The sequence below is a fragment of the uncultured Virgibacillus sp. genome, assembly GCF_947495635.1.
GTDB classification, from domain to species: Bacteria; Bacillota; Bacilli; order Bacillales; family Amphibacillaceae; genus Virgibacillus; species Virgibacillus salarius.
Genome location: NZ_CANMAB010000005.1, coordinates 55,156 through 79,865 on the forward strand (window position 1 = coordinate 55,156; position 24,710 = coordinate 79,865).

22 protein-coding genes, 1 pseudogene and 2 riboswitches are annotated in these 24,710 nt (G+C 38.2%); of the genes and pseudogenes, 5 read left to right on the forward strand and 18 right to left on the reverse strand.

Annotated elements, in window-relative coordinates:
* Window position 1 precedes the first annotated feature (1 nt).
* From purF to Q1A47_RS02440, 9 genes are all read right to left on the reverse strand, one after another.
* Complete coding sequence (gene purF / locus Q1A47_RS02400; protein ID WP_121604626.1) at window positions 2-1,411, reverse strand: amidophosphoribosyltransferase; 1,410 nt, start codon at window positions 1,409-1,411, stop codon at window positions 2-4.
* Window positions 1,387-3,615 (reverse strand): phosphoribosylformylglycinamidine synthase subunit PurL, encoded by a 2,229-nt coding sequence (gene purL / locus Q1A47_RS02405; protein WP_166530072.1) that lies wholly within the window; start codon window positions 3,613-3,615, stop codon window positions 1,387-1,389. Before purL ends, purF begins: the two co-directional genes overlap by 25 nt.
* The gene (purQ, locus tag Q1A47_RS02410) at window positions 3,599-4,282 is read right to left on the reverse strand and encodes a phosphoribosylformylglycinamidine synthase subunit PurQ (RefSeq protein ID WP_026682850.1); all 684 of its coding nucleotides are present in this window, start codon (window positions 4,280-4,282) and stop codon (window positions 3,599-3,601) included. Before purQ ends, purL begins: the two co-directional genes overlap by 17 nt.
* Window positions 4,279-4,530 (reverse strand): phosphoribosylformylglycinamidine synthase subunit PurS, encoded by a 252-nt coding sequence (gene purS / locus Q1A47_RS02415; protein WP_026682851.1) that lies wholly within the window; start codon window positions 4,528-4,530, stop codon window positions 4,279-4,281. Before purS ends, purQ begins: the two co-directional genes overlap by 4 nt.
* Complete coding sequence (gene purC / locus Q1A47_RS02420; protein WP_026682852.1) at window positions 4,527-5,240, reverse strand: phosphoribosylaminoimidazolesuccinocarboxamide synthase; 714 nt, start codon at window positions 5,238-5,240, stop codon at window positions 4,527-4,529. Before purC ends, purS begins: the two co-directional genes overlap by 4 nt.
* Before the next feature lie 12 nt (window positions 5,241-5,252).
* Window positions 5,253-6,548, reverse strand: a complete 1,296-nt coding sequence (gene purB, locus Q1A47_RS02425; RefSeq protein WP_121604624.1) for an adenylosuccinate lyase — start codon at window positions 6,546-6,548, stop codon at window positions 5,253-5,255.
* Entirely contained in the window at window positions 6,545-7,678 is a 1,134-nt protein-coding gene (gene purK, locus Q1A47_RS02430) for a 5-(carboxyamino)imidazole ribonucleotide synthase (RefSeq protein WP_166530073.1), read from the reverse strand. Before purK ends, purB begins: the two co-directional genes overlap by 4 nt.
* A complete protein-coding gene (purE, locus tag Q1A47_RS02435; RefSeq protein WP_034679712.1) occupies window positions 7,665-8,150 on the reverse strand; it encodes a 5-(carboxyamino)imidazole ribonucleotide mutase in 486 nt (161 codons plus the stop codon). Before purE ends, purK begins: the two co-directional genes overlap by 14 nt.
* A gap of 660 nt (window positions 8,151-8,810) precedes the next feature.
* Window positions 8,811-8,911, reverse strand: a riboswitch (purine riboswitch).
* Window positions 8,912-9,170: 259 nt separating this feature from the next.
* Complete coding sequence (locus tag Q1A47_RS02440; RefSeq protein ID WP_026682856.1) at window positions 9,171-9,797, reverse strand: DUF2179 domain-containing protein; 627 nt, start codon at window positions 9,795-9,797, stop codon at window positions 9,171-9,173.
* A 203-nt stretch (window positions 9,798-10,000) separates the two neighbouring features.
* Here Q1A47_RS02440 and Q1A47_RS02445 point away from each other — a divergent pair, with 203 nt between their 5' ends.
* The gene (locus Q1A47_RS02445) at window positions 10,001-10,435 is read left to right on the forward strand and encodes an Hsp20/alpha crystallin family protein (protein ID WP_026682857.1); all 435 of its coding nucleotides are present in this window, start codon (window positions 10,001-10,003) and stop codon (window positions 10,433-10,435) included.
* Between the two features lie 96 nt (window positions 10,436-10,531).
* On the opposite strand, the gene Q1A47_RS02450 is transcribed toward Q1A47_RS02445, so the two are convergent.
* On the reverse strand, window positions 10,532-11,239 hold the full coding sequence (locus Q1A47_RS02450) for an MOSC domain-containing protein (RefSeq protein WP_026682858.1): 708 nt from the start codon (window positions 11,237-11,239) through the stop codon (window positions 10,532-10,534).
* Between the two features lie 91 nt (window positions 11,240-11,330).
* Here Q1A47_RS02450 and msrA point away from each other — a divergent pair, with 91 nt between their 5' ends.
* On the forward strand, window positions 11,331-11,858 hold the full coding sequence (gene msrA, locus Q1A47_RS02455; RefSeq protein ID WP_026682859.1) for a peptide-methionine (S)-S-oxide reductase MsrA: 528 nt from the start codon (window positions 11,331-11,333) through the stop codon (window positions 11,856-11,858).
* 75 nt (window positions 11,859-11,933) lie between these two features.
* Window positions 11,934-13,109, forward strand: coding sequence for an MFS transporter (locus tag Q1A47_RS02460; protein ID WP_166530074.1), 1,176 nt, complete (start codon window positions 11,934-11,936; stop codon window positions 13,107-13,109).
* Window positions 13,110-13,862: 753 nt separating this feature from the next.
* On the opposite strand, the gene Q1A47_RS02465 is transcribed toward Q1A47_RS02460, so the two are convergent.
* From Q1A47_RS02465 to Q1A47_RS02480, 4 genes are all read right to left on the reverse strand, one after another.
* Window positions 13,863-15,197: an NCS2 family permease gene (locus tag Q1A47_RS02465; RefSeq protein WP_166530075.1), complete on the reverse strand. Its 1,335-nt coding sequence runs from the start codon at window positions 15,195-15,197 to the stop codon at window positions 13,863-13,865.
* Window positions 15,198-15,391: 194 nt separating this feature from the next.
* Window positions 15,392-15,492: riboswitch (purine riboswitch) on the reverse strand.
* 165 nt (window positions 15,493-15,657) lie between these two features.
* The gene (pflA, locus tag Q1A47_RS02470) at window positions 15,658-16,407 is read right to left on the reverse strand and encodes a pyruvate formate-lyase-activating protein (protein WP_166530076.1); all 750 of its coding nucleotides are present in this window, start codon (window positions 16,405-16,407) and stop codon (window positions 15,658-15,660) included.
* Between the two features lie 280 nt (window positions 16,408-16,687).
* On the reverse strand, window positions 16,688-18,943 hold the full coding sequence (gene pflB / locus Q1A47_RS02475) for a formate C-acetyltransferase (protein ID WP_121604617.1): 2,256 nt from the start codon (window positions 18,941-18,943) through the stop codon (window positions 16,688-16,690).
* 326 nt (window positions 18,944-19,269) lie between these two features.
* Entirely contained in the window at window positions 19,270-19,395 is a 126-nt protein-coding gene (locus Q1A47_RS02480) for a hypothetical protein (protein ID WP_255637608.1), read from the reverse strand.
* 241 nt (window positions 19,396-19,636) lie between these two features.
* Between Q1A47_RS02480 and Q1A47_RS02485 the strand changes: the two genes are divergently transcribed.
* Complete coding sequence (locus Q1A47_RS02485; RefSeq protein ID WP_166530077.1) at window positions 19,637-19,867, forward strand: hypothetical protein; 231 nt, start codon at window positions 19,637-19,639, stop codon at window positions 19,865-19,867.
* Window positions 19,868-19,922: 55 nt separating this feature from the next.
* A complete protein-coding gene (gene adhE / locus Q1A47_RS02490; RefSeq protein ID WP_166530078.1) occupies window positions 19,923-22,517 on the forward strand; it encodes a bifunctional acetaldehyde-CoA/alcohol dehydrogenase in 2,595 nt (864 codons plus the stop codon).
* Between the two features lie 251 nt (window positions 22,518-22,768).
* Here adhE and Q1A47_RS02495 read toward each other — a convergent pair whose 3' ends face one another.
* The 4 genes and pseudogenes from Q1A47_RS02495 to Q1A47_RS02510 form a co-directional block, all read right to left on the reverse strand.
* Entirely contained in the window at window positions 22,769-22,999 is a 231-nt protein-coding gene (locus tag Q1A47_RS02495) for a hypothetical protein (RefSeq protein WP_026682866.1), read from the reverse strand.
* 346 nt (window positions 23,000-23,345) lie between these two features.
* Window positions 23,346-23,612, reverse strand: coding sequence for a hypothetical protein (locus Q1A47_RS02500; RefSeq protein ID WP_166530079.1), 267 nt, complete (start codon window positions 23,610-23,612; stop codon window positions 23,346-23,348).
* Between the two features lie 120 nt (window positions 23,613-23,732).
* Window positions 23,733-23,882 carry a hypothetical protein gene (locus tag Q1A47_RS02505; RefSeq protein WP_166530080.1) on the reverse strand — a complete coding sequence of 50 codons (150 nt, stop codon included), beginning with the start codon at window positions 23,880-23,882 and terminating at the stop codon, window positions 23,733-23,735.
* Between the two features lie 352 nt (window positions 23,883-24,234).
* Window positions 24,235-24,435 (reverse strand): annotated as a pseudogene (locus tag Q1A47_RS02510) (galactitol-1-phosphate 5-dehydrogenase); the annotation flags it as partial.
* Between the last annotated feature and the right edge of the window lie 275 nt (window positions 24,436-24,710).

Here is a 24,710-nt window from a genome sequence, read left to right on the forward strand (position 1 = left end):
GTTAACAACTGGTATAGGCAATTTCTTTTTCCCCTTCTTCTTTAACTGGATATTTTCCTGTCATACATGCGGTACAAATTCCTTGATGGATCGTTTTATCCTTAAGAACTGCTTTTTCTAATCCCGCTTCTGATAAATAAGCAACACTATCTGCGCCGATTATATTGCTAATTTCAGGAACAGAATGATTGGCTGCAATTAGCTCAGCTCTCGTCGACATATCAATACCGTAATAGCAAGGGTTTTGAATCGACGGGGAAGCGATTCGTACATGAACCTCTTTAGCACCAGCTTGTTTCAACATTTGCACAATTCGTTTACTAGTGGTCCCCCTAACTATCGAATCATCAATCATAATTACCCGCTTTCCTTCAATAATGCTGCGAACCGGCGAAAGCTTCATTTTTACCCCTTGCTCTCTCAGTTCCTGTGATGGTTGAATAAATGTTCTACCAACATAGCGATTCTTAATAATCCCCATTTCATAGGGCAGCCCGCTCTCCTCTGCATAACCAATTGCGGCAGAAATACTAGAGTCCGGCACACCTACGACAATATCTGCTTCTACCGGCGACTCTTTAGCCAGTTCCATTCCCATGTTTTTACGAGAAGCATGGACATTGACATGATTAACATCACTATCTGGTCTGGAAAGATAAACATACTCCATTGCACACATCTTACGTTGCTGGCGCATAGCAAATCTTATAGATGATAACCCATCATTGCTAATTGTTATTAATTCGCCAGGTAACACTTCCCGCTCAAATGTAGCCCCTATTTGCCCAAATGCACAGGTTTCAGAAGCAACAACATAGGCATCACCTAATCTTCCGATAGATAACGGGCGAATACCTGTCGGATCTAAAGCTACAAACATTTTGTCTTCCTTTAAAATAATATAGGCATATGCACCAACTACTTGATTAAGTGCTTTCGAGATTGTTTCCTCGGTTATTTTATTGCCGCTTCGTTTAATTAAATGAGCAAGAACCTCGGAATCCGAAGAGGTTTGCAAAATACTTCCCTCTGCCTCCAGCTCTCCTCGTAACTTATAGGCATTCATGATATTCCCATTATGTGCTAACGCCATACTTTCTGTTTGTGAACGAAATAATAGGGGCTGCACATTTTCAAGGACTTTTCCACCTTGCGTGGAATAACGAACATGTCCTACTGCTACGCTTCCAGATAAAGCGGAAAAATCAGCATGTTTAAATACATCGTTTACGAGCCCCATCTCTTTATGAGCCTTAAGGTTCTTGCCATCACTTACTACTACGCCAGCACCTTCCTGACCACGATGCTGCATCGAATGCAAACCATAATAGGTAAGCTCTGCTGCTTTTTCATGACCCCAAATTCCGAATACACCACATTCCTCATTTATGCCTTTGATTTCAGCAAGCATGGAATAGCTCCCTTCCATAAATCTCGTAATTGATGAATTTCCTCTTCTATAACGTTCTTTTCATTCACAGAAATAGATAATGTTTGCTTATCTGTTACCATACCGATGGCTCGTGCATCCTCAACCAAGTCTAGAAATCTTGCTTTATTTTCTTCCTTGACCGTCACGATAAAGCGTGACTGTGTTTCACTAAATAATGCAACGGTGGCATCCCCTGTCAACTCAATATCAGCACCTAAAAAGGTATTATTAAATAGACTTTCAGCTAAACCGACAGCTAAACCACCTTCTGTCAAATCGTGTGCGGATACAATGACCCCTTCTTGAATTGCTGTTAATAATTGCTCCTGTCTTCTTGCCTCCACCTGTAAGTCAATGGCTGGAGCTTTTCCTTCATATGTTCCTTTAACAAGCTGTTGAAGTTCACTACCACCGAAGGCAATATCCGTTTCGCCAATCATATAAATCGTGTCCCCAGGTGACTGGAAATGACTTGGCGTAATATCCTCTAAAGATTCGTGTAAGCCGACCATACCGACAACCGGCGTTGGAAAAACAGCCTTTCCTTTGGACTGATTATATAGCGATACATTTCCACTAATTACTGGGGTATGCAAGATACGACAAGCCTCGCTCATACCTTCCACACTCTTCTCCATTTGCCAGAATACTTCCGGGTTTGTTGGGTTGCCAAAATTCAACCCATCTGTAAGACCTAAGGGTTTGGCACCAGAACAAACAATATTTCGAGCAGCTTCTGCTACTGCAATCTTCCCACCCACTTCTGGGTCTAAATAAATATAACGGGAATTACAGTCTGTCGTCATCGCCAATGCTTTTTTTGTTCCTTTGATCCGAATAACAGCAGCATCTGATCCTGGAGTGACAACCGTATTTGTTTGAACCATGGAATCATACTGGTCATATACCCATTCTTTTGATGCAATTGTTGGCTGCTGTAATAGTTTTCTCAGCACTTCTGCATGGTTTTCTATCGATGGTATCACATTTTCCATTTGTTGAAATGCTTGATAGTAGCTAGCTTCTTTTGCTGGTAAATGGTAGACCGGGGCTTCCTCTGCAAGCGCATCCACTGGAATGTCTGCCATCACTTCTCCGTGCTGCTTAATACGAAATATTTTTTCCTCTATTACCTTTCCAACAGCCACTGCCTGCAATCCGTATTTTTGGAATACTTCGATAATTTCCTGTTCACGTCCCTGTTTAACCACTAGTAGCATACGCTCCTGTGATTCAGATAGCATTAACTCATATGCTGACATATGCTGTTCTCGCTGCGGAACTAAATCCAAGTTCATTTCTAATCCTGTTCCAGCCTTACTTGCCATTTCACTCGCAGAAGAAGTTAAACCAGCTGCGCCCATGTCCTGCATTCCAATAAGTGCATCTGAATGAATGACTTCTAAGCAAGCTTCTATTAATAATTTTTCCATAAATGGATCCCCAACTTGTACCGCAGGACGATCCTTTGCTGCATCTTCTCCTAAATCGTCTGAAGCAAAAGTGGCACCGTGAATACCATCTCGACCTGTTGGAGCGCCGGCGTACAATACTGTATTACCAATCCCTTTTGCTATTCCCTTTTGGATATCATCATGATTAATTAATCCTACACACATTGCATTAACGAGCGGATTGTCCTCATAGCTTGTATCAAATTGAACTTCTCCACCAACCGTTGGAACACCGACACAATTCCCATACCCAGCGATGCCATTCACTACTTCGGAGAATAAATACTTTACGCGTTCCGAAGTCAGATTCCCAAAACGTAATGAATTTAATAAAGCAATTGGACGTGCTCCCATGGAAAAAACATCACGAATAATTCCACCGACACCTGTCGCAGCTCCTTGATATGGTTCAACTGCAGAAGGGTGGTTATGGCTTTCGATCTTAAACACGACTGCCTGATTATCACCAATATCGATGATTCCAGCCCCCTCACCTGGTCCTTGTAATACATGCGGTGATTTTGTCGGGAACTTTTTTAGTAATGGCTTCGATGTTTTATAGCTACAGTGCTCTGACCACATTACTGAAAATATGCCCGTTTCTGTAAAATTTGGGCGTCGACCTAAAATGGTTTTAACCAATTGGAACTCTTCATCACTTAATCCCATTTCTTTATACAGTTTGTCGCTTTCAATCACTTCTGGACTAATTTCATGCGTTTGCAACATAGGATTCCCTCCAATTCAGCACCATTGATTTGAATAAACGTAAGCCGTCATCACTACCCAATAATGCTTCTACAGCTCGTTCCGGATGTGGCATCATTCCTAATACATTACCTTCTTTGTTACTAATCCCAGCAATATCGGCGACGGAACCATTTGGATTATCTTGATAGGTAAATACAATTTGACCATTCGCCTTCATTGCTTGTAATGTAGCGTCATCACAAAAGTAATTTCCTTCTCCATGCGCAATCGGAAAGCGCACTACTTCCCCTGACGTATATTCTGTAGTGAATAGCGTCCGATTGTTAACAACCTGTAGCTCCTCCTGATGGCACATAAAGGAAAGTTTTTTGTTACGAAGTAATGCTCCTGGTAATAACCCAGCTTCTGTTAATATTTGAAATCCATTACAGACTCCTAATACAGGTTTTCCTTTTGCAGCATGCTCTTTGATTTGCTTCATTACATTGGAAGTAGAAGCTACAGCTCCTGAGCGTAAATAATCGCCATACGAAAAACCACCAGGAAGTAGAATAGCATCATAGTTTGTTAGATCACTATTTTCATACCAAACGAGATCTGCCTCTTCTTGAAGTACATCTTTAACGGCATGATACATATCATGATCACAGTTAGAACCCGGAAACATAATTACAGCGAAATTCACGACTGAACAGCCCCCTCCACTTCAAATCGGTAGTCTTCAATAACTGGATTAGCTAGCAACTTTTCGCACATTTCTGTAACGCGTGCCTCGATATCTGCTTCATCTTGAACCTGTAATTCAATTACTTTACCAACACGAGCTTCTTCTATTTCTTGATATCCTAGTGCATGTAATGATTCCTGTATAGCCTTTCCTTGAGGATCTAATACCCCTGACTTTAATGTAATATGGACCTTTACGTTTTTCATTGTTTATCCTCCAGTCGTCGTAAAATCTCTTCATAGACCTCAATTAAATCGCCTGTTCCTTGGCGAAAAACATCCTTATCAAGCTTTTCCTGCGTTGTAATATCCCATAGGCGACATGTATCTGGAGAAATCTCATCAGCTAGGACGATACAGCCACTCGCTAATCTTCCAAACTCAACTTTAAAATCCACTAATGTAATATGAATATCACGAAATATCTTTCTTAGTTCCTCATTAATTTTCAATACCTTCTCTTTTATTTCTTGCAGCTCTGTCCGTGTTACATCTGATAAAATAAAGGCATGCTCATCATTGATTAATGGATCATTTAATTCGTCGTTCTTATAAAACAATTCAACAAGAGGTCGAGCAAATGTCGTTTTTTCCTCTATCCCTAGTCGTTTCGTAATGCTGCCTGCAGCAACATTACGAACAACTACTTCTAATGGGATAATTTCTGTTTGATGAACCAACTGTTCTGTCTCCGTTAATCGTTCAATAAAATGCGTCTCCACACCCTTATCATGAAGTAAAGAAAATATTCGTGAGGAAATTTCATTATTTAGTCTTCCCTTACCAGAAAAACTCGATTTTTTTTCACCATTAAACGCTGTAGCATCATTCTTGTAGGCTAAAACTAACTTGCCAGTTCTATCTTTTGCTTGATAAACCTTCTTCGCCTTACCTTCATATAACAATGCTTCCTTCATATAAATTCCACCTCACGCTAAGCCGATTCGGTCAAAGATAACATCGACATTTTTTAAATGGTACGTATAGTCAAAGCAATCATCAATTTCTGCTTGTGATAATGCGTCCGTAATTTGTTCATCTGCCTCTACTAACTGTTTAAAGTGAGTCGCTGTTTCCCAAGCTTGCATCGCCTTCGGCTGTACTATATCATAAGCAGTTTCGCGCGCCATTCCTTTGTCAATTAGAGCTAGGAGAACCCGTTGAGAGAAAATAACGCCATAGGTTTTATCGATGTTTCGTTTCATATTTTCAGGGAACACCGTTAGATTCTTAACGATGTTTGCAAAACGATTAAGCATATAGTTTAACGCAATTGTTGCATCTGGTAGAATGACACGTTCTGCTGAAGAATGAGAAATATCTCGCTCATGCCATAATGATACATTTTCATAGGCTGTCATCATGTAGCCACGTACGACTCTTGCCATTCCTGTCATATTCTCTGACCCGATTGGATTACGTTTATGCGGCATAGCCGATGATCCCTTTTGCCCTTTCGCGAAGAATTCTTCTACTTCTCGTGTTTCTGTTTTTTGCAATCCACGAATTTCGGTTGCGAATTTCTCTACCGATGTCGCGATAAGCGCAAGTGCAGATAAATAAGCTGCATGACGGTCACGTTGCAATGTTTGAGTAGAAACGGGTGCTGGCGTAATTCCTAACTTCTCACAAACATATCGCTCCACAAATGGATCAATATTTGCATATGTTCCTACTGCTCCTGATAGCTTTCCAAATTCAATATTGTGAGCGGCTGCTTCGAAACGTTCTAAATTACGTTTCATTTCTTCGTACCAAAGCGCAAGCTTCAAACCAAATGTTGTTGGTTCTGCATGTACGCCATGGGTTCTTCCCATCATCACCGTATGCTTATGTTCCATAGCCTTATTTTTCAAGATCTCAATAAACCGATGCAAGTCCTTCCGAATAATTTCATTGGCCTGTTTTACGATATACGAAAGTGCTGTATCAACAACATCCGTTGATGTCAGTCCATAATGCACCCATTTTCTTTCCTCACCCAGCGTTTCCGATACAGCACGTGTAAAAGCGACAACATCGTGTCTTGTATCCTTTTCAATTTCATAAATTCGATGGATATCAAAGGATGCATTGTCCCGTAGCTTTTTCACATCTTCTTTAGGAATAACACCTAGCTCACTCCATGCCTCACATGCTAGGATTTCAACTTCAAGCCATGCTTTAAATTTATTTTCCTCTGTCCAAATCGATCCCATTTCTTCCCTTGTATAACGCTCAATCATTGTTTGGCCTCCTCAAATGTCTGAATATGTTTGTTTACTTTATCCATTGTAGCCCCAATAAATGTAATATGTCCCATTTTTCGTTTCGTTTTAGCTTCCGCTTTTCCATATAAATGAACAAAACCAGAGGTATTTTTTGCCATCGCTTGTAAAACAGATTCCAAGTCTTCACCTAATACATTGATCATGACCGCTGGCTCTAGTAAATTTACTTCCATTAAAGGAAGGCCACATATGGCACGAATATGCTGTGTAAATTGTGAAACATTACAAGCCTCAATCGTATAATGCCCAGAATTATGAGGACGAGGAGCCATTTCATTTAGATAGATACGATCTCCTTTCACAAACAGTTCCACCGCAAAGGTACCTACTATCTTCATATGTTCAGCAAGCTTCTCTACTGCCCGAAAAGCTTCTTTTTCCAGTAGTTCATTAATGCTCGCTGGAACCATTGTTTTGAATAATACATGGTCTTTATGTTCATTCTCAGCAACTGGGAAAAATGTAATTTCGCCAGATTGTGCACGTGTAAAGATAACCGATACTTCTTTATCAAAGGTAATCCATTCTTCTACGATGCAATGGGAATGATCCTGGGCAAATTGAACGGCTGTAGCTATGTCTGAACGAGCATCTATTTTAAGTTGGCCTTTTCCGTCATAACCACCACGACACGTCTTGATTACAGCGGGTAATGGAAAATCTCTTAGTATTTCTTCACATTCAGCTCCACTGTTTACAATAGCAAATTCGGGAACAGGTAAATCAGCTGCCTTTATTAGCTTTTTCTCTTTCTCCCGATTTTGAGTAATTTCGAGAGCAAACGCACCCTGTGGCAGCTTTCCTTCTTTCTCTATGTAAGCTGCAGCTTGTAAATCAACATTTTCAAATTCATATGTGACCACATCGCTAAGAGCTGTCAATTGTTGGATAGCATTCATATCCTCATATGGTGCAATAATTTGATGGTCTGCGACCTGTGCAGCCGGACAGTCTACGGTAGGATCTAATACATTCACACGATAACCCATATACTTTGCTGCAATTGCCATCATACGTCCTAGCTGACCTCCACCAATAATCCCAATTGTTTGTCCGGGTAACACAATGCTGTTATTTTTTCGCAAGGTCTTCCCTCATTTCTCCAACGTTATCCTTCATTTGGTCACGGTACGTTTCTAACTTCGCTGCAACGTATGCATCGAATGTACCTAAGATTTGTGCTGCAAGAATCCCGGCATTTTTTGCTCCTGCCTTCCCAATCGCTACAGTTGCAGTAGGCACTCCGCCTGGCATTTGTACGATCGAAAGAAGTGAATCCAATCCGTTCAACGCTTTACTTTGAACAGGAACACCAATTACAGGAAGTGTCGTCTGAGCTGCCACCATTCCAGGTAAATGGGCTGCTCCTCCTGCGCCGGCAATAATAACTTTTAGTCCACGTTCTCTGGCTGATTTTGCATATGCAAACATTTCATCAGGTGTACGATGTGCAGAAATAATATCTTTGCTATACGGAATTTGTAGTTCATCTAGAATAGCACAAGCATGCTTCATTGTTTCCCAATCCGATATACTGCCCATGATTACGCCAACCATTACTGTGAAATCCCCCTCGTTTATCAAATTATTTCCTAGTTTAAGTTTACCCTTTGCTAATTAATAAGAAAAACGGAGCAAAATTCGCTCAGTCCTTATCACTACATGCTCAGATTTACGCTTCCTCTAGTAGCTATTATGGAATAATAGCTACTGCTTGACCACCACTCCGGCTGCCCACTTCCCTTTCCGTGGGGTTTGTCCTTCAGCTAACTTTGCAACGTGTTCTTCTTTGCAAAGTTAGTTGAGGCCGTGCCCGCGGAAAGCGAAGCAATTAGTCGGAGCATTGCCAATATACATCAAACATTTCAAAATAACTACTTGGCTTAACGCAGTCATTACACTGATTTTATACTTTCTTAACTTAGAACAAAAGCGCAAGCGCCCAATTAGAAACAAAGCGACTGAAGCGAGTCAACGGTGATAAAGGAACAGGTGAGCTCGCGAGCCGATGACAGCTTATCCGTAGGACGATTCGTAAAGTCGCCTCGTTTCTGGAAGTTGGACCTGGACGCGACTCAACACACCAAGATTTACCCACAGGCTCAACTTTTATAACTTCCTTGACTACGAAAAAAGTCTATTCATCTTCATCTCAAGCCAATGAGAGAAGAAGAATAGACCTGTAATTTCAACCATTCAAACAGATCATTGCTTACACAACGATTCAACTTCCCTCATAGTCCAGTCATTTACGGTGCTGGGTAGAAACTTCTGAGCCTTATTCTCAGGTATATATGAGGAACCGATATTGATTTGTCGGTTTAAGAATAACAAGGAAAAACGGAAATGTCAACAAAATAACGAACGATTATTAAATAATTTAAATTAATGTTCGGTTTTTAGTATATTCCCTAAAACAATACGATTCATTTATACTCAAACATGGACATGTGAGCTTAGTTATTGAAGTTTTACTTCTGTCATCAACTATTCTATGCGACTTATTAATAGACGATCCAACCCAAAAGGAAAAATGCTATGTGTGCGCCACGATACATCATACGTTATTCTTAAGATCTACTCTTTCCTCATTGATTCTGTTGGTTTGGATGTTTCCGTAGCTTGCTTCGTAGTACCATTGCTACTCTCTGCTTTTTTCTTCGGATTCATAAGTCTACCTTTACGCACCTGTTTCACCCAGAATCCACCATAGATTTGCTTTGGTTCATATGCAATGATAAAAGCTTTCGGATCTATTTGTTTAATGGTTTCATACAATCTTAATTCATATTTTCTTGGTGTTAAGATTTGCATTGATAATCTGTCTCCATCCATACCATAAGCATACCAGCTTGTTACCCCATAGCCTTTATCTCTTAATTGCTTCGTAAATTGAATATCTGGATCGGAGGATATCACATTGACTGTAATATATCCAAGTGCTAGTTTTTCTTCAATTCTTGACCCGCAGACTACACCAATCCCAAAACCAATGGCATAGGCTAACAGATTTTGAATTTCGTTTAAATTATCTAAAACAAGACCCAAGCCAAATACATAAATAACCACTTCAAACATGCTTACAAATGCAGCAATATACCTTCTGCCTTTTAACGTTAGAATCATTCGTATTGTGGAAAGCGATACATACACAATATTGATAACTAATATAATTCCAACCATTACGAGTGCATTGCTAATCAAATAAAACCCTCCTAAACCTATATCCTAAGCATACCTTATTTTCTTATCATATGACATTCTATATCATTCATGTTTGTTTCACTCATTTATATTATTCCGCATAGGCTAATGTAAGAACATGGGCGCTGCGTCTGAATAGTAATTTGGGACGTAGCTAGACATTTCATTACACATACTTTTTAAACATGAAGCGAGGTGAAGTAATGGATCCTTTTCAACAAATGACGGATTGGAAAAAGAACATGGATCACTTTTTTGGCGAAAACTTTTGGAATGAATTTGAAGGTATTATAAAACCTACTATTCCACAAATTAACCTTTATCAAACGGATCATGAATTATTTTGTGTTGCTAACATCCCAGGGCTAGTTGACTTAGATAAGCTTGATGTTTATGTTGATTATTCCACATTGGAGCTTCGAGGAACAATTGATATTGATAATTCCTTTGGTATTAAAATAAAAGAGGAAATACTGCAGGGCGTTTTCGAAAGAAGAATCTCTCTTCCTTTTCCAGTTCGTTCAGATAAAATAAAAGCAACGTATAAAAACGGTCTCGTATTCATCCAACTACATCGGCTTATTTCCGAGACAAGTAGGAAAAACAGAGTAAATGTCCATGTGCTGGAAGATAATTAGATCACATAATGAAAGATTACCTCTACTAATTTAGCATGAAAATGCCACACTTTTATCATTAAAGTCACCGATAAAAGTGTGGCATTTCAACATGAATTACTGATTCGGACCAAATACTCGTTTATCAACGGAAGAAGGTATCCCCCTTAATCGCTTATATAATGTTTTCTTCCAATTTTCCGCAAGTAAATCACATTGAGCAAGATCATCCGCAGCTCGTAGATCTTCTTTATATACATGCATAATTTCATTACAAGCTGCAATAGACCATTGTGGATATGGTCGTTCTATCAATTCCATATCACTACCAGCCTGGATAAAGCCCTCTTGCAATACTCGAAAGTACCAGCCTGTTCGCCCACTATGTTGAATTCGCAAGGCAAAATCTTTAACTTGAAAGCGACGCGCCGGCTTCCAGCAAGGTTGACGTGGCTGTGATACTTGCAGAATAACATCTCCTACTTTATATGTATCGCCAATAAATACGGAAAATTCATCCATTTCCAATACCGAAAAATTCTCTCCCATCGCACCTGCTTCGATTGTATTTATTTGTAAATCCTCTTGCCAAAATTGGTAATGTTTAATTGGATAAGCAAAAACAGCTTTTTCAGGTCCTCCATGATTTTTCTTATCAGCGACTTCATCTCCTGCTAATCCCGTCTTTCCTAACCAAACCTTCTGATCGATGGGTTCCTTAAACATACCGCTCTGCCAAGATCGTTCCGCCCAATTACTAGCATCAGCGGTACCAAGCCCCCTTACTTTTCCAGTAAAAAGTTTATGAATATATGGTTCTTCCATTCTATCACCCACTTGTTAAATATGGTATAGTAACTTTATTCTACTTAAAATACGTCCACTTGGGAATAGAAATGATGAAAGAGGGATATAGATGTCAAACAAACAACAGGCGACTTTTGCAGGAGGATGCTTCTGGTGTATGGTAAAGCCATTCGATCAATGGAAAGGTGTTGACCAAGTAATTTCCGGTTATACAGGTGGTCATCTTCCTAATCCTACATACGAAGATGTAAAGGCAGGAGATTCCGGTCATTATGAAGCAGTACAAATAACGTTTGACCCATCTATTATTAGCTATCAAACCATTTTAGATGTATACTGGCAGCAAATTGACCCCACTGATGATGGAGGACAATTTCATGATCGTGGAGATTCCTATCGTACAGCTATCTTTTATCATAATGAAGAACAAAAGAAGGCTGCGGAGGCGTCGAAACAAAAGCTATCTAAAAGTGGGAAATTTAATAAACCGATTGTAACCAAATTACTTCCTGCATCTAGCTTTTACGCAGCGGAAGATTACCATCAAGATTATTACCGGAAAAATGAGACTGCATATAAGGAAGACCGTTTAAAATCAGGAAGAGATGAATTTATAGAGCATGTTTGGAGAAAGTAATTGTTTTATTCCCCAACAAATTCGTCCACGTTGTAAATGATTCATTATGCTTTATTCAAGTCAGGAGAGAGATCGTTGTCTAATTCACATTCGTTAACACCATTAAAAATGTTATTGTTTGCCTTTCATGCGACAAATACAATTATTTTGAGTTACTTACCTTTATATCTAAAATACAAGGGATTAAACGGTACTGAAATTGGTTATGTATTAGCTGTTGGACCACTAGCATCTATCTTTGCTCAGCCATTTTGGGGATATATGAGTGATAAACACAAAACCGTTAAACGAATTATCCAGATTTGCATTATTGGCCTGCTCGTTACCAGTATTCTATTCTTTCAAATGGATACGTTACTAGCCATTCTATTAATGGGTGCAATCTTTTATTTTTTCGTTACACCAATTGGTGCGCTCGGCGATAGCTTAGCCCAGCGCAGAGCAGATGAACTCGGAGTGTCCTTTGGTACGATCCGCTGGTGGGGCTCAGTTGGTTTTGCTACTTCTTCTCTTATTATTGGAGAAATTCTCACTAGAGTTGGAATTCAATACATGATTATTCCTTATTTATTTTTTGGAATGGTTGCATTAATCGTTACGTTTAAACTAACTGATGTAAAGGTTGAATCTGATCCAATCCAACTGAAGGATGTTAGCGAAATAGTCAAAAGTAAGCCTTTTGTTATCTTCCTTCTATTTATTATGTTTTTGAGCATTACACACCGTGCCAATGATAGCTTCATTGGTTTATATATAGAACAGCTAGGCGGTAGTGAAGGATTAGTTGGTGTAGCATGGTTTGTTGGAGTAGTGACAGAAGCCATTGTCTTCGCAACTGCTGGCTTCTGGTTCCGAAAGTATCATCCACTTGTATTTGTTATCATTGCAGGAATCTTATATAGCATTCGTTGGTTTATTTACGGTGCTGCTGACAGCCCGATCCAGATTATCAGCCTACAATTTTTGCATGGATTAACGTTCGGTACCTTTTACTTAGCATCCTTTAATTATATCTCTAGGCTCATACCAAAATTATTACAATCTACAGGTCACCTTGTCTTTTTTGCAACTTTCTTTGGGTTATCAGGAATTATCGGTTCACTACTTGGAGGTGCCATCATCGATTCTTCAGGCGGTGGAACATTATATTTCGAAATGGGCTGTCTAGCATTAATAGGTACTATTCTCATTACGCTTTATCATATCATGCCATTTGGAAAAGAAGCCTATGTTCATCAACAAGATCGTTAGCATTACACAATGCTACGTTTACATGAACCGCTGAAAATCAAAAAAGAAGCTTTGGAGAAATGATACGCTCCCCTTTAGACAGTATAAAAAATATAATCTGTTTTAAGAGGAGCTTTTCTATGCAAAAAAAAACATAGTTTTACGTTCATACAGAAAGTACTAACAGCTTATAAGAATCGGATCGCCCATTTTCCACAGGAATCATTCGCCATCTTTCATCGCAAAGACTGAGACTGGGACAAAACACAACTTCTTTACTCAACATACGAATAATCATGTTATCAATAGGAGTAATATCGCCGCACCGTGAAACTATACGCACTTTCCGCGGGCACACCTCAGCTAACTTGGTAAAGAAAAACACGTTACCAAGTGGATCTTCGGACACGTGCTGTTCCCGCCGGAATCTCGCTTATTTCAGGTGCTAAACGAATGATTTCGACCAAAAAACGAACGATAATTAATTACAACTAATTATCATTCGTTTTTTATCATTTCTTCATTCTTTTGTCTCAGGCTCAGCCTACCCGTGAGTAGTGAGTAATGCTTGTAAACACAAGAGTTTCTCTACAAGCTAAGGAGCTGTCCCAAACGAACAGCTCCTTAGCTACATCTGGAATACACCCGCGCTCCTCGTGGAAAAATCCGTCTGTACAAATACGTACAGAAACACCGAATTCACGCTATTACACTTCCCACAGCATTCACTTGTATTCCAATTTTTTATTTGAATAATCCTATCCTTATTATAAATTAGCTTAAGAAAATAAAATACAGAATAAAAATAATAAATAGGAAGTACATAACTGGATGTATTTCTTTGGCACGCCTTTTAAGAAGCATCGTAATCGGATAGAAAATAAAGCCAATAGCTATACCAGTTGCGATACTATACGTTAGCGGCATTGCAATCACAATGAGGAATGCCGGTACTGCAATTTCAAATTGATCCCATTCAATATCCTTTAACGCAGAAGACATGAGCACACCAACGATGATTAATGCTGGTGCTGTAACCTCTGATGTAACGACACTTAGTAAAGGCGAGAAAAACAATGCCAATAGGAAAAATAATGCCGTCACAACAGCTGTGAAACCAGAGCGACCCCCAGCTCCTACTCCTGCTGTTGACTCAACATAAGATGTAGTCGTTGAAGTACCAACTGTGGCTCCTACAACCGTCGCTGCTGAATCTGCAAATAACGCCTTACCAGCACGTGGCAATTTATTATCCTTCATTAATCCAGCTTGATTTGCTACAGCAACTAAAGTTCCAGCAGTATCAAAAAAGTCAACAAATAGAAACGTTAAAATCACAACTAGCATCTGTAGTGTAAAAATATCCCCGAAATGTGCAAAGGCTTGACCAAACGTTGGGGCAAGGCTTGGCACATGACCAACGATACCATCAATTCCCGTCGGAGGTGCAATCAGTCCAACAACCATCCCAGCAATAGCTGTAATAATCATTCCATAGAAGATCCCACCTCTTATACCAATAGCCATTAGGATTACAGATACGACAATCCCAAATACAGCCAGTAAGACGGTTGGAGAAGTTAAATCACCTAATGCTAGTAAGGTTGCCTCATTACCAACTATAATACCTGAGTTTTGAAAACCGATAAAAGCAATGAAAAAACCTATACCAGCTCCAACAGCTAATTTTAAGTTCGCCGGGATGGCATTAATAATTTTTTCGCGGAGTCCTGTTAACGTAAGTACAATAAAAATAAGTCCAGATGCCAGCACTCCCGCAAGTGCAGTTTCCCATGGAACCCCATAACCAAGAACAACTGTATACGCAAAGAATGCATTTAAGCCCATTCCAGGCGCTAATGCTATTGGATATTTAGCTATAATTCCCATAAACAACGATCCTACTGCCGCTGCAATTGCAGTAGCAGCAAACACAGCATCCTGATCCATACGTGTTACGCCATCAGGTAATTCTTCAATCCCAACAAGAGCTAACGTAGAGGGATTTACAAAGAGGATATACGCCATGGCCAAGAAAGTCGTTAATCCTGCCATAAATTCTGTACGATAATTCGTACGTAACTCCTCAAAACGAAAAAACTTCTTCACAATTCTTCCCCCTTCATATACTGACACATTATTCGGGGAAGACCACTCCTGCAATCACCATACACGTTTCATGAAAAGGTGAAGACAACAAAAGAGCGCTCTATCGTCATATGACCAAATGAGCGCTCTTTTACTATGCAAAATGAGATGAATGTTTTTCGTAAAATAACAAAAATAATCATAGAATAAGTTCTTCATTCATAAACATTTTGCGTAGTCAGACCATTTACGGCGGTCTGGTAGAAACTCTGGGCCATATCCCCGAAATTATACGCATTTATCATTAAAACCTAGGATAATCATACGATCAATTTCAATAAATGTCAACAAAATGCGAACGTTAATAAATTCCAGACATCTTTCGTTCGATTATTCAAATTCAAGCATGCAGATGATGTTAAAACACTATCATGTCAATTTTCTCATCTACTATTACTATTAGATTGATAGAACTTATTTTTTATTGCTTGGTTACCATTAAATAAGATCGATTTAATATATCTTCTGCATGCTTCACCCGCTCTGCTGTCGGTGGTTCGACACCTTCAAGCGGATAAGCAAGACCAAGGTTTTCCCATTTGTATACACCTAACTTATGGTAAGGCAATACTTCAATTTTTTCCACATTATTTAAAGTGGCAATAAAATCAGACAACCGCTGCAAATATTCATCATTATCACTACCACCAGGTACCAAAACATGACGAATCCAGACAGGAATATTCTTTTGATCTAAATATCTGGCCATATCAATAATGTGTTCATTTGACATGCCAGTCAATTCTTTATGCTCGACTGGATCAATATGCTTTAAATCTAATAAAATTAAGTCTGTTACCTCTAATAATTTATTTAAAGTCTCTATAAAGCGTGGAGAGCGACTAAAGCAGCCAGCGGAACTATCAATAGTAGTGTGTATTCCTAGCTTTTTTAGCTCCGTAAATAATTCAACTAAAAAGTCAGCTTGAATTAACGGCTCTCCACCACTTACAGTTACTCCGCCATTAGTAGCTTGGAAGAATGGGAGATAATCTTTAATGTCTTTTACTAATTCTTCTACTGACATTTCTTTTCCATCTCCCATTTTCCACGTGTCAGGGTTATGACAAAATTTACAACGTAATAAGCACCCTTGTGTAAATATTACATATCGTAGACCAGGTCCATCAACGGTACCACACGTTTCTATTGAATGAATTCGTCCGTTCATCTTACTCGCCCTCCTTGCTAGATTTTAAAGGGGCTGGGACAAAAAGTTCGCATGAAGGGGGGAACGAACAATTAGAAATGATGCTCGATGCAACGACACTGCTCCAGAAATATACGCCACTTTCCGTGGGCGGCAAATCACACGGAGTGGTTCACCAAACGGAGATGTCTACGTATATTCTGGATGATCGTCTTTTAAGGAACCATTTCAGCTATGTCCCAACCTCTTTACCACAGCCCCATCATCCATAATCCTACAATAATGGAAGCCTCACTTTATTTTACATACTTTCATGGAACGTACGATGAATTACATCCATTTGTTGTTCTCTTGTTAATTTAATGAAGTTAACTGCATATCCAGATACACGGATAGTTAACTGTGGATATTCTTCTGGATGTTCCATTGCAGCCAGTAATGTTTCTCGATCAAACACGTTAACATTTAAGTGGTGACCATGCTTTACAGCATAACCATCTAACATACCAACTAAGTTTGCTTTTCTAGTTTCTTCATCTTTACCTAATGCTTTTGGCACGATCGAGAATGTATTAGAAATTCCATCCATGGAATATTCATATGGCATTTTAGCGACTGAGCTTAAAGAAGCAAGAGACCCGTTTTTATCGCGACCGTGAAGTGGGTTAGCACCTGGCGCAAATGGTTCACCTGCTTTACGCCCATCTGGTGTATTTCCAGTTTTCTTACCATATACAACATTAGAAGTAATCGTAAGAATAGACTGCGTATGAACAGAATTTCGGTAGGTGTGATGTTTTTTGATTTTGTTCATAAATGTTTTCACTACATCTACCGCAATTTCGTCTACGCGATCATCATTGTTACCATATTTAGGGAAGTCTCCTTCGATTTCGTAATCAACGACAATACCATCTTGATCGCGAATCGCTCTCACTTGTGCATATTTAATCGCACTTAATGAATCAGCAACAACTGAAAGTCCGGCAATACCACATGCCATCGTACGTAATACCTCGCGATCATGTAGTGCCATCTCAATTCGTTCATAGCTATATCTATCGTGCATATAGTGAATGATATTTAACGCATTTACATATAGCCCTGATAACCAATCTAAGATGGTATCATATTTTTCTCTTACTTCCTCATAGTCAAGATAATCTGAAGTGATTGGTGCATAGTTTGGAGCTACTTGTATTTTTAATTTTTCATCCACTCCGCCGTTAATGGCATAAAGCAGTGCTTTTGCAAGATTTGCACGTGCACCAAAAAACTGCATTTGCTTACCGATACGCATAGCAGATACACAGCATGCTATACCATAATCATCACCATAATGTTCGCGCATTAAATCATCATTTTCATACTGAATGGAACTCGTTTTGATAGACATATTAGCACAGTATTTTTTGTAGTTATCAGGTAATTTAGTAGACCATAGTACAGTTAAATTTGGTTCTGGTGCTGGTCCTAAATTATCTAATGTGTGTAAGAATCGATAAGAGTTCTTTGTAACTAGCGGGCGACCGTCTTCCGCGATACCTGCTAATGACTCTGTGACCCAAGTTGGATCTCCACTGAACAATTCATTATATTCAGGTGTTCTTGCAAATTTCACCAGGCGTAGCTTCATAACAAAATGATCTACCAATTCTTGAGCTTCTTCTTCTGTTATAACACCATTTTTAATATCTCTCTCTATATAAATATCTAGGAATGTAGATACACGACCAAGACTCATAGCAGCACCATTCTGTTCTTTAATAGCAGCAAGATAACCAAAATATAACCATTGGAAAGCTTCTTGTGCAGTTATTGCCGGTTTTGCAATATCAAAACCGTATGCTTTACCAAGTTGTTTTAATTCCTGTAAGGCGCGAATTTGCTCTGAAGTTTCTTCACGATCACGGATAACATCATCTGTCATGGTTCCATTACCAATTAAATCAAGTTCTTTTTTCTTCTCCGCAATTAAGTGATCCACACCATATAATGCAACACGACGATAGTCACCGATGATACGTCCACGTCCATATGCATCAGGCAAACCAGTTACAATTCCAGCTTTTCTTGCTGTTCTAATTTCTGGTGTATATGCATCGAATACACCTTGATTATGCGTTTTTCGGTAATCGGTAAATGTTTTTACTACTTCATCATCAATTTTATATCCATACGATTCTGCAGCAGCTACTGCCATACGAATACCACCAAAGGGTTGTAAAGAACGTTTGAAGGGTTCATCTGTTTGGACACCAACTATTTTTTCTTGGTCTCTGTCCAGATACCCTGCGCCATGTGAAATAATGGTAGATACGATCTTCGTATCTAAATCATATACTCCCCCGTTTTCGCGTTCTTTTTTGGTTAATTCCATTACTTTGTCCCATAATGCTTTTGTAGCATCAGTAGGAGCTGCTAAAAATGCTTCATTTCCTTCATACAACGTAAAATTCTTCAAAATAAAATCTCTGACATCAATTTCCTTTTGCCATCTACCTTCACGGAAGCCATCCCAAGGAACTCTTTGTGTAACTTCTTCTGCTACTTTCATTTCCTATACCTCCTCATTGATTCTATTTGTGAAATATTTCACAAATATATCTTGATTTAAGTTTATACCTTTTCGTACATAAAAAAAAGTGAAAAACATCACATTTTTGACCTGTTATAATCAAAGTTCTAAAAATGTTCAAATTCTAGCATAAGCAAATATGCCAATAAAATACATGATAAGTACACCTATAAAATATTGATATAGTAATGATTCAATCTAATTACAAAAGGATTTATATTAATGTGCAGATTGACTGAAATACACTGTTTAAATATTTCTCACTTTAAAACTAATACAGATAGAGTGAAACTTCCATCCGGTTTTTACTGAAATATATACGTACAAAGGCTTGATTCACCACGTCCTGTAGCAACGCCTTTGTGACCTACTTCCGTGTAGGCCCGAATCAATCGGACATTTACTGACAGCTGGACCCACCACTTATCCATACTTGGTTTCTCCTCATTGCTTGAGGTGGGGACTTACTGCCAGTTACATGCGGGATCAATATAACTGATTCTTTTACTGGGAAGCGATTAAAGATGTCACATAATCATGTTTGTATTCCTCTTCCAAAAAGAATCCTTCTGTCTATATGTGATTTTTTCACATTTTTATCACAAATCCGTTATTTTGTAATCCTAAATAGATGTTATGATGAAATCAGAAAATGCGAAGGGGGGATAAAATATGATTCTAAACGAGTGGAAAGAGTTTAGCACAGACGCTGAATCTTACACACAAGAACGCTTTGAACAACAAGTCGGTGATGCATTTGAAGCTATGTGTTTTGAAGAAAATCAAGACACACCAAATTATATTTGGACGAAGCATTATGTTGTGGTAATCAAGCCAAACACGCGTATTTTTAAAGATATTTCTTTTGTCAAAGTACCCCGTAATCCGTCAGTAATGCAATAATTTTTTTTGAGATAACATGCTCAGTATTTCACAAATAAAATTAGGAGGTATTCTAATGGTTACAACATTAGAAGAAAAACAAGCAACAACTGTTACAGAGAGCATTGACAAATTAGTAAAAAATGCACAAGAAGCACTAACAGAAATGAAAAATCTAGATCAAAAACGAATTGATAACATCGTTAAGGAAATGGCGCTTGCAGGATTAGACCAACATATGCAACTTGCGAAATTAGCTGTTGAAGAAACTGGACGTGGTATATATGAAGATAAAATCATTAAAAATATTTTCGCAACCGAATATGTGTATCATAATATAAAATATGATAAAACAGTTGGTGTAATTAGCGAGAACGACCATGAAGGTATAGTAGAAATCGCTGAACCAATTGGTGTTATTGCTGGGATAACACCAGTAACTAACCCAACTTCAACAACATTATTTAAATCCATTATTTCTATTAAAACAGGAAATCCTATTATTTTTGCTTTCCACCCATCTGCACAAAAATGCAGCTCCACTGCAGCTAAGGTTGTGTATGATGCAGCAGTAAAAGCTGGTGCACCCCAAAATTGTATTCAATGGGTTGAAAATCCATCTATTGAGGGGACACAAACATTAATGAAGCATGATGGTATAGCAACTATTTTGGCAACAGGTGGGCCTGGAATGGTTAAATCAGCATACAGCTCTGGTAAACCTGCTTTAGGTGTAGGTCCTGGTAACGTTCCTTGCTATATCGAAAAGTCCGTTAATGTTAAACGTGCTGTAAATGATGTTATTCTTTCCAAAACATTTGACAATGGTATGATTTGTGCATCAGAACAAGCAATTATTGTTGATAAAGAAATCTACAATCAAGTAAAACAAGAAATGATTGATAACAAGGTTTACTTTTTAAGCCCTACCGAAAAAGCAAAAGTAGAAAAACTTGTTATTAACGACACATGCACCGTTAACCCTTCCATTGTTGGTATGGAGCCTGTAAAAATTGCTGAAATGGCAGGCGTTAAAGTACCTGAAGATACAAAAATTCTTGTAGCTGAATTAACAGGTGTTGGACCGGACCATCCACTTTCTCATGAAAAATTAAGTCCAGTACTCGCAGCTTATAAAGTAAACAATAACGAAGAAGGATTTAAACGTGCAGAAGAAATGCTTGAATTTGGTGGTTTAGGACATTCTGCAGTTATTCATTCTGAAAATAAAGAAACCATAGATGCGTTTGGGAGAAGAATGAAAGCAGGACGTATTATTGTCAATGCTCCTTCTTCTCAAGGTGCAATTGGTGACATCTACAATGCTTATTTGCCATCTTTAACACTTGGATGTGGTTCTTATGGCGGAAACTCTGTATCGACAAACGTAGGGGCAACGCATTTAATTAACATAAAAAAAATGGCGAGAAGGAATGTTAATATGCAATGGTTCAAAATTCCACCAAAAGTTTATTTTGAAAAGAATGCAGTACAGTATTTAGCAAAAATGCCTGGGATCTCTAAAGCATTTATCGTAACAGATCCCATGATGGTTAAATTAGGATATGTTGATAAAGTCCTATATCACTTACGTAAACGTTCAGATTATGTACACTGCGAAATTTTCTCTGATGTAGAACCAGATCCATCAAAAGACACGGTTATACGTGGTGCTACTGCAATGGATAACTTCCAACCAGATGTAATTATTGCGCTTGGTGGTGGATCAGCAATGGATGCGGCCAAAGGAATGTGGTTATTCCATGAATATCCAGAAACAGACTTTAATGGTTTAAAACAAAAGTTCTTAGATATCCGTAAACGTGCATACAAATATCCAGAACTAGGTCAACGTGCACAATTTGTTGCAATTCCTACCACTTCTGGTACTGGATCTGAAGTCACCTCTTTCTCTGTTATTACAGATAAAGAAAACAATGTAAAATATCCGTTAGCAGATTATGAATTAACACCAGACGTAGCCATTGTTGATCCACAATTTGTGATGACTGTTCCTAAAACAGTAACAGCTGACACTGGGATGGACGTTTTAACACACGCGATCGAAGCTTACGTTTCTAATATGGCAAATGACTACACAGATGGGCTCGCAATTAAAGCCATTCAGCTTGTCTTTGATTATTTACCACAAGCTTATCGAGATGGTAACAATGCATTAGCAAGAGAAAAAGTGCACAACGCTTCTACCATTGCTGGAATGGCATTTGCAAATTCATTCTTAGGTATTAACCATAGTCTTGCACACAAACTAGGGGCAGAATTCCATATTGCGCATGGTCGTGCCAATGCGATACTTTTGCCGCATGTTATTCGCTATAATGCGAAAAAACCAACGAAGTTTGTGTCATTTCCTAAATACGAATACTTTATTGCTGACAAACGTTATGCCGAAATTGCTAAAATATTAGGATTGCCTGCAAGCACAACAGAAGAAGGCGTTGAAAGCCTAGTTCAAGCTATTTATAAATTGGCAAAAGAATTGGACATTCCAATGAGTATCGCAGAAAATGGCGTAGATAAAAATGCTTTCGAAACAAAAGTAAACTATCTTGCAGACCGTGCTTTCGAAGATCAATGTACAATAACTAACCCTAAATTGCCACTTGTTAAGGAGTTAACTGAAGTATATCGCAATGCGTATAAAGGGTAGTTTCTCCTAAAATATAGAGTGAAACTTCAATCAGTGGGGGTTTTGTTTTCCCCACTGATTGTTAGTACCACAAGGGTATGACCCAAGGCCCTTAAACCAATCAGACATTTAACTAGAGAATACGCATTCAGCTAATTATTCGATTATGAAAACCAATAGTATTTAACAAGCTTGATTAACAATATGGTCCTCATAACACAAAGAGCACTATTCTCACATCAAGAATTACGCTCTTTTATTTGAATACGTGTTTAATTTTTAGGCATCGTAAAGGTCACTGAGATACCATTACTTTCTTCTAGTTTCCTAACTATTTGATCAAGAACTTCTACAGCTCTTTCGTTTGATTCATATTTCCCCAAAACTTTACTCCATTCATCCAAACTCGCACTGCCAATGATCCCTTCTATCTTTTTTCCATTGACAGTAACTTCTTTTACATTCATCAAGCTTTGTTTATTTTGTGTAATTATCCATAACATAAAATCAATCCTTGCTATTTATATTTTTGCATGCATCATACAATACGTATTAACTTGGATCCATGTTTCATGTTTCGATAAAATAACCAAAAAAGGGACAAAAGCGTAAGCGCTCGATTAGAAACGTAGTGACTAGGGCGAGTCAACGGAAATAAAGGAATCTCGGTAGCTTGCGAGCCGATGATGACTTAGATTAGGGCGATTCCCTGGAGCTGGACGCGACTCAACACGCCCATATTTATCTACACGGGCAAATTTTATAATTTCCAAGACTATAAAAAACGCCTTCCGTGTTCTGAAAAGCGCCCGATCGCTGCATAGTGGTACTAAAAAAACAGCATTTCTTCTATTCTTTATTATGTAATTCCTTGTAATAACTAAGTAGAACTGTAGTAAGGCCAATTCCAAAAAGGATACCACCTATTACTAAAAACTTATTTGTATTTGCTTTTACTTGAAAATTATATATAGAGGAGTCAGCATAATCAGACTTTACCAGCCAACCATCCCCGAAAGCCATTCCCATACTATTACTAAAAAAAATTAATAATAACCCAATAATTCCTAAAAATGAACCTAAAAAGATAAACTTCTTTAACCTATTATTTTTCATATTACCACCTCATTGATACTACTTATTAAGTGTTATGGGCAGTTTAAATAATACAGACACAATTCTGTTTGCACCAGTACGTATTTGCTAAAAGCCAAGCTACTATTCTAGTTTTTATCTTTATGCCATTGATATGGTTTTTTTGACCATTTTTACTAAAATGGAAAGACCAATATTATCTATCCAATTAATATAATTATTTAAGAAGAATTGCTTTAATGTTATAGTAACAAACAAAAGTATTGGAAATCCAATGTTGTATTTAAACATACTTCCCTCCAATCACGACATTATTTCCTAATTATTCCTTATTCTTCTAATATACTCTATTATAAATGTATTCTTTCATATTTAGCAATATCAATAAAACGAAGGCTTGCATCTCCTAATCCGTGGTTGGGGTGGAATGTCCCATATACTTCGAAAAATCAAAACGAAAATTTGAACTAAATCGTTAATGAAATAGGAAACATGTAAATGCCTCATTCTTCGTTTGAATACAATACACATTCGTATTTAAAAAATGATAGCTGAAATAGTTTTGAACTCTTTTTTCCCTAGCACTTCCCCATTTACAGTTGCCTTTTCCTAGTTGAATGATTACCTTTACCAAGTCAACCAGTCTATTTATTATTTGATGAAAGGTTTCAGGACCGTCTTCCAGTTCGAGTCTATGAGAGATCAACGGTTTTACATTTAGTTGACCTGTACTCATATAGTGTAAGGCTGCATTCCATTCTTTTCCTGGAAAAGGCGCTTATAGAGCATTCCATGATCCAAGAACGCGCAATTCATTGCGTACCATTTTATGGAAATGATATCGTAGCTAGTTGCTTGAACGTTGCTCCGATTCTTCTTATTTTTAATCAGAAAGTATGCTGCTCTCCAAATTACAACTGATGTCCCATTAACCGTTTGGTTGCAAAAAGCTCTCCATGTCTGACTTACTTGCTGTTGGATGTAAAGTATAATTTATAATCTATGATTTTCGTTAACTCTTGTCTTTTCATCTCTAATCTCCCCTCCCTCTATAAATTAAAATTATCTCAGAATTACTCCGTTTTTCTCCCGTTTACTTTATATCATTCAAAGAGAATG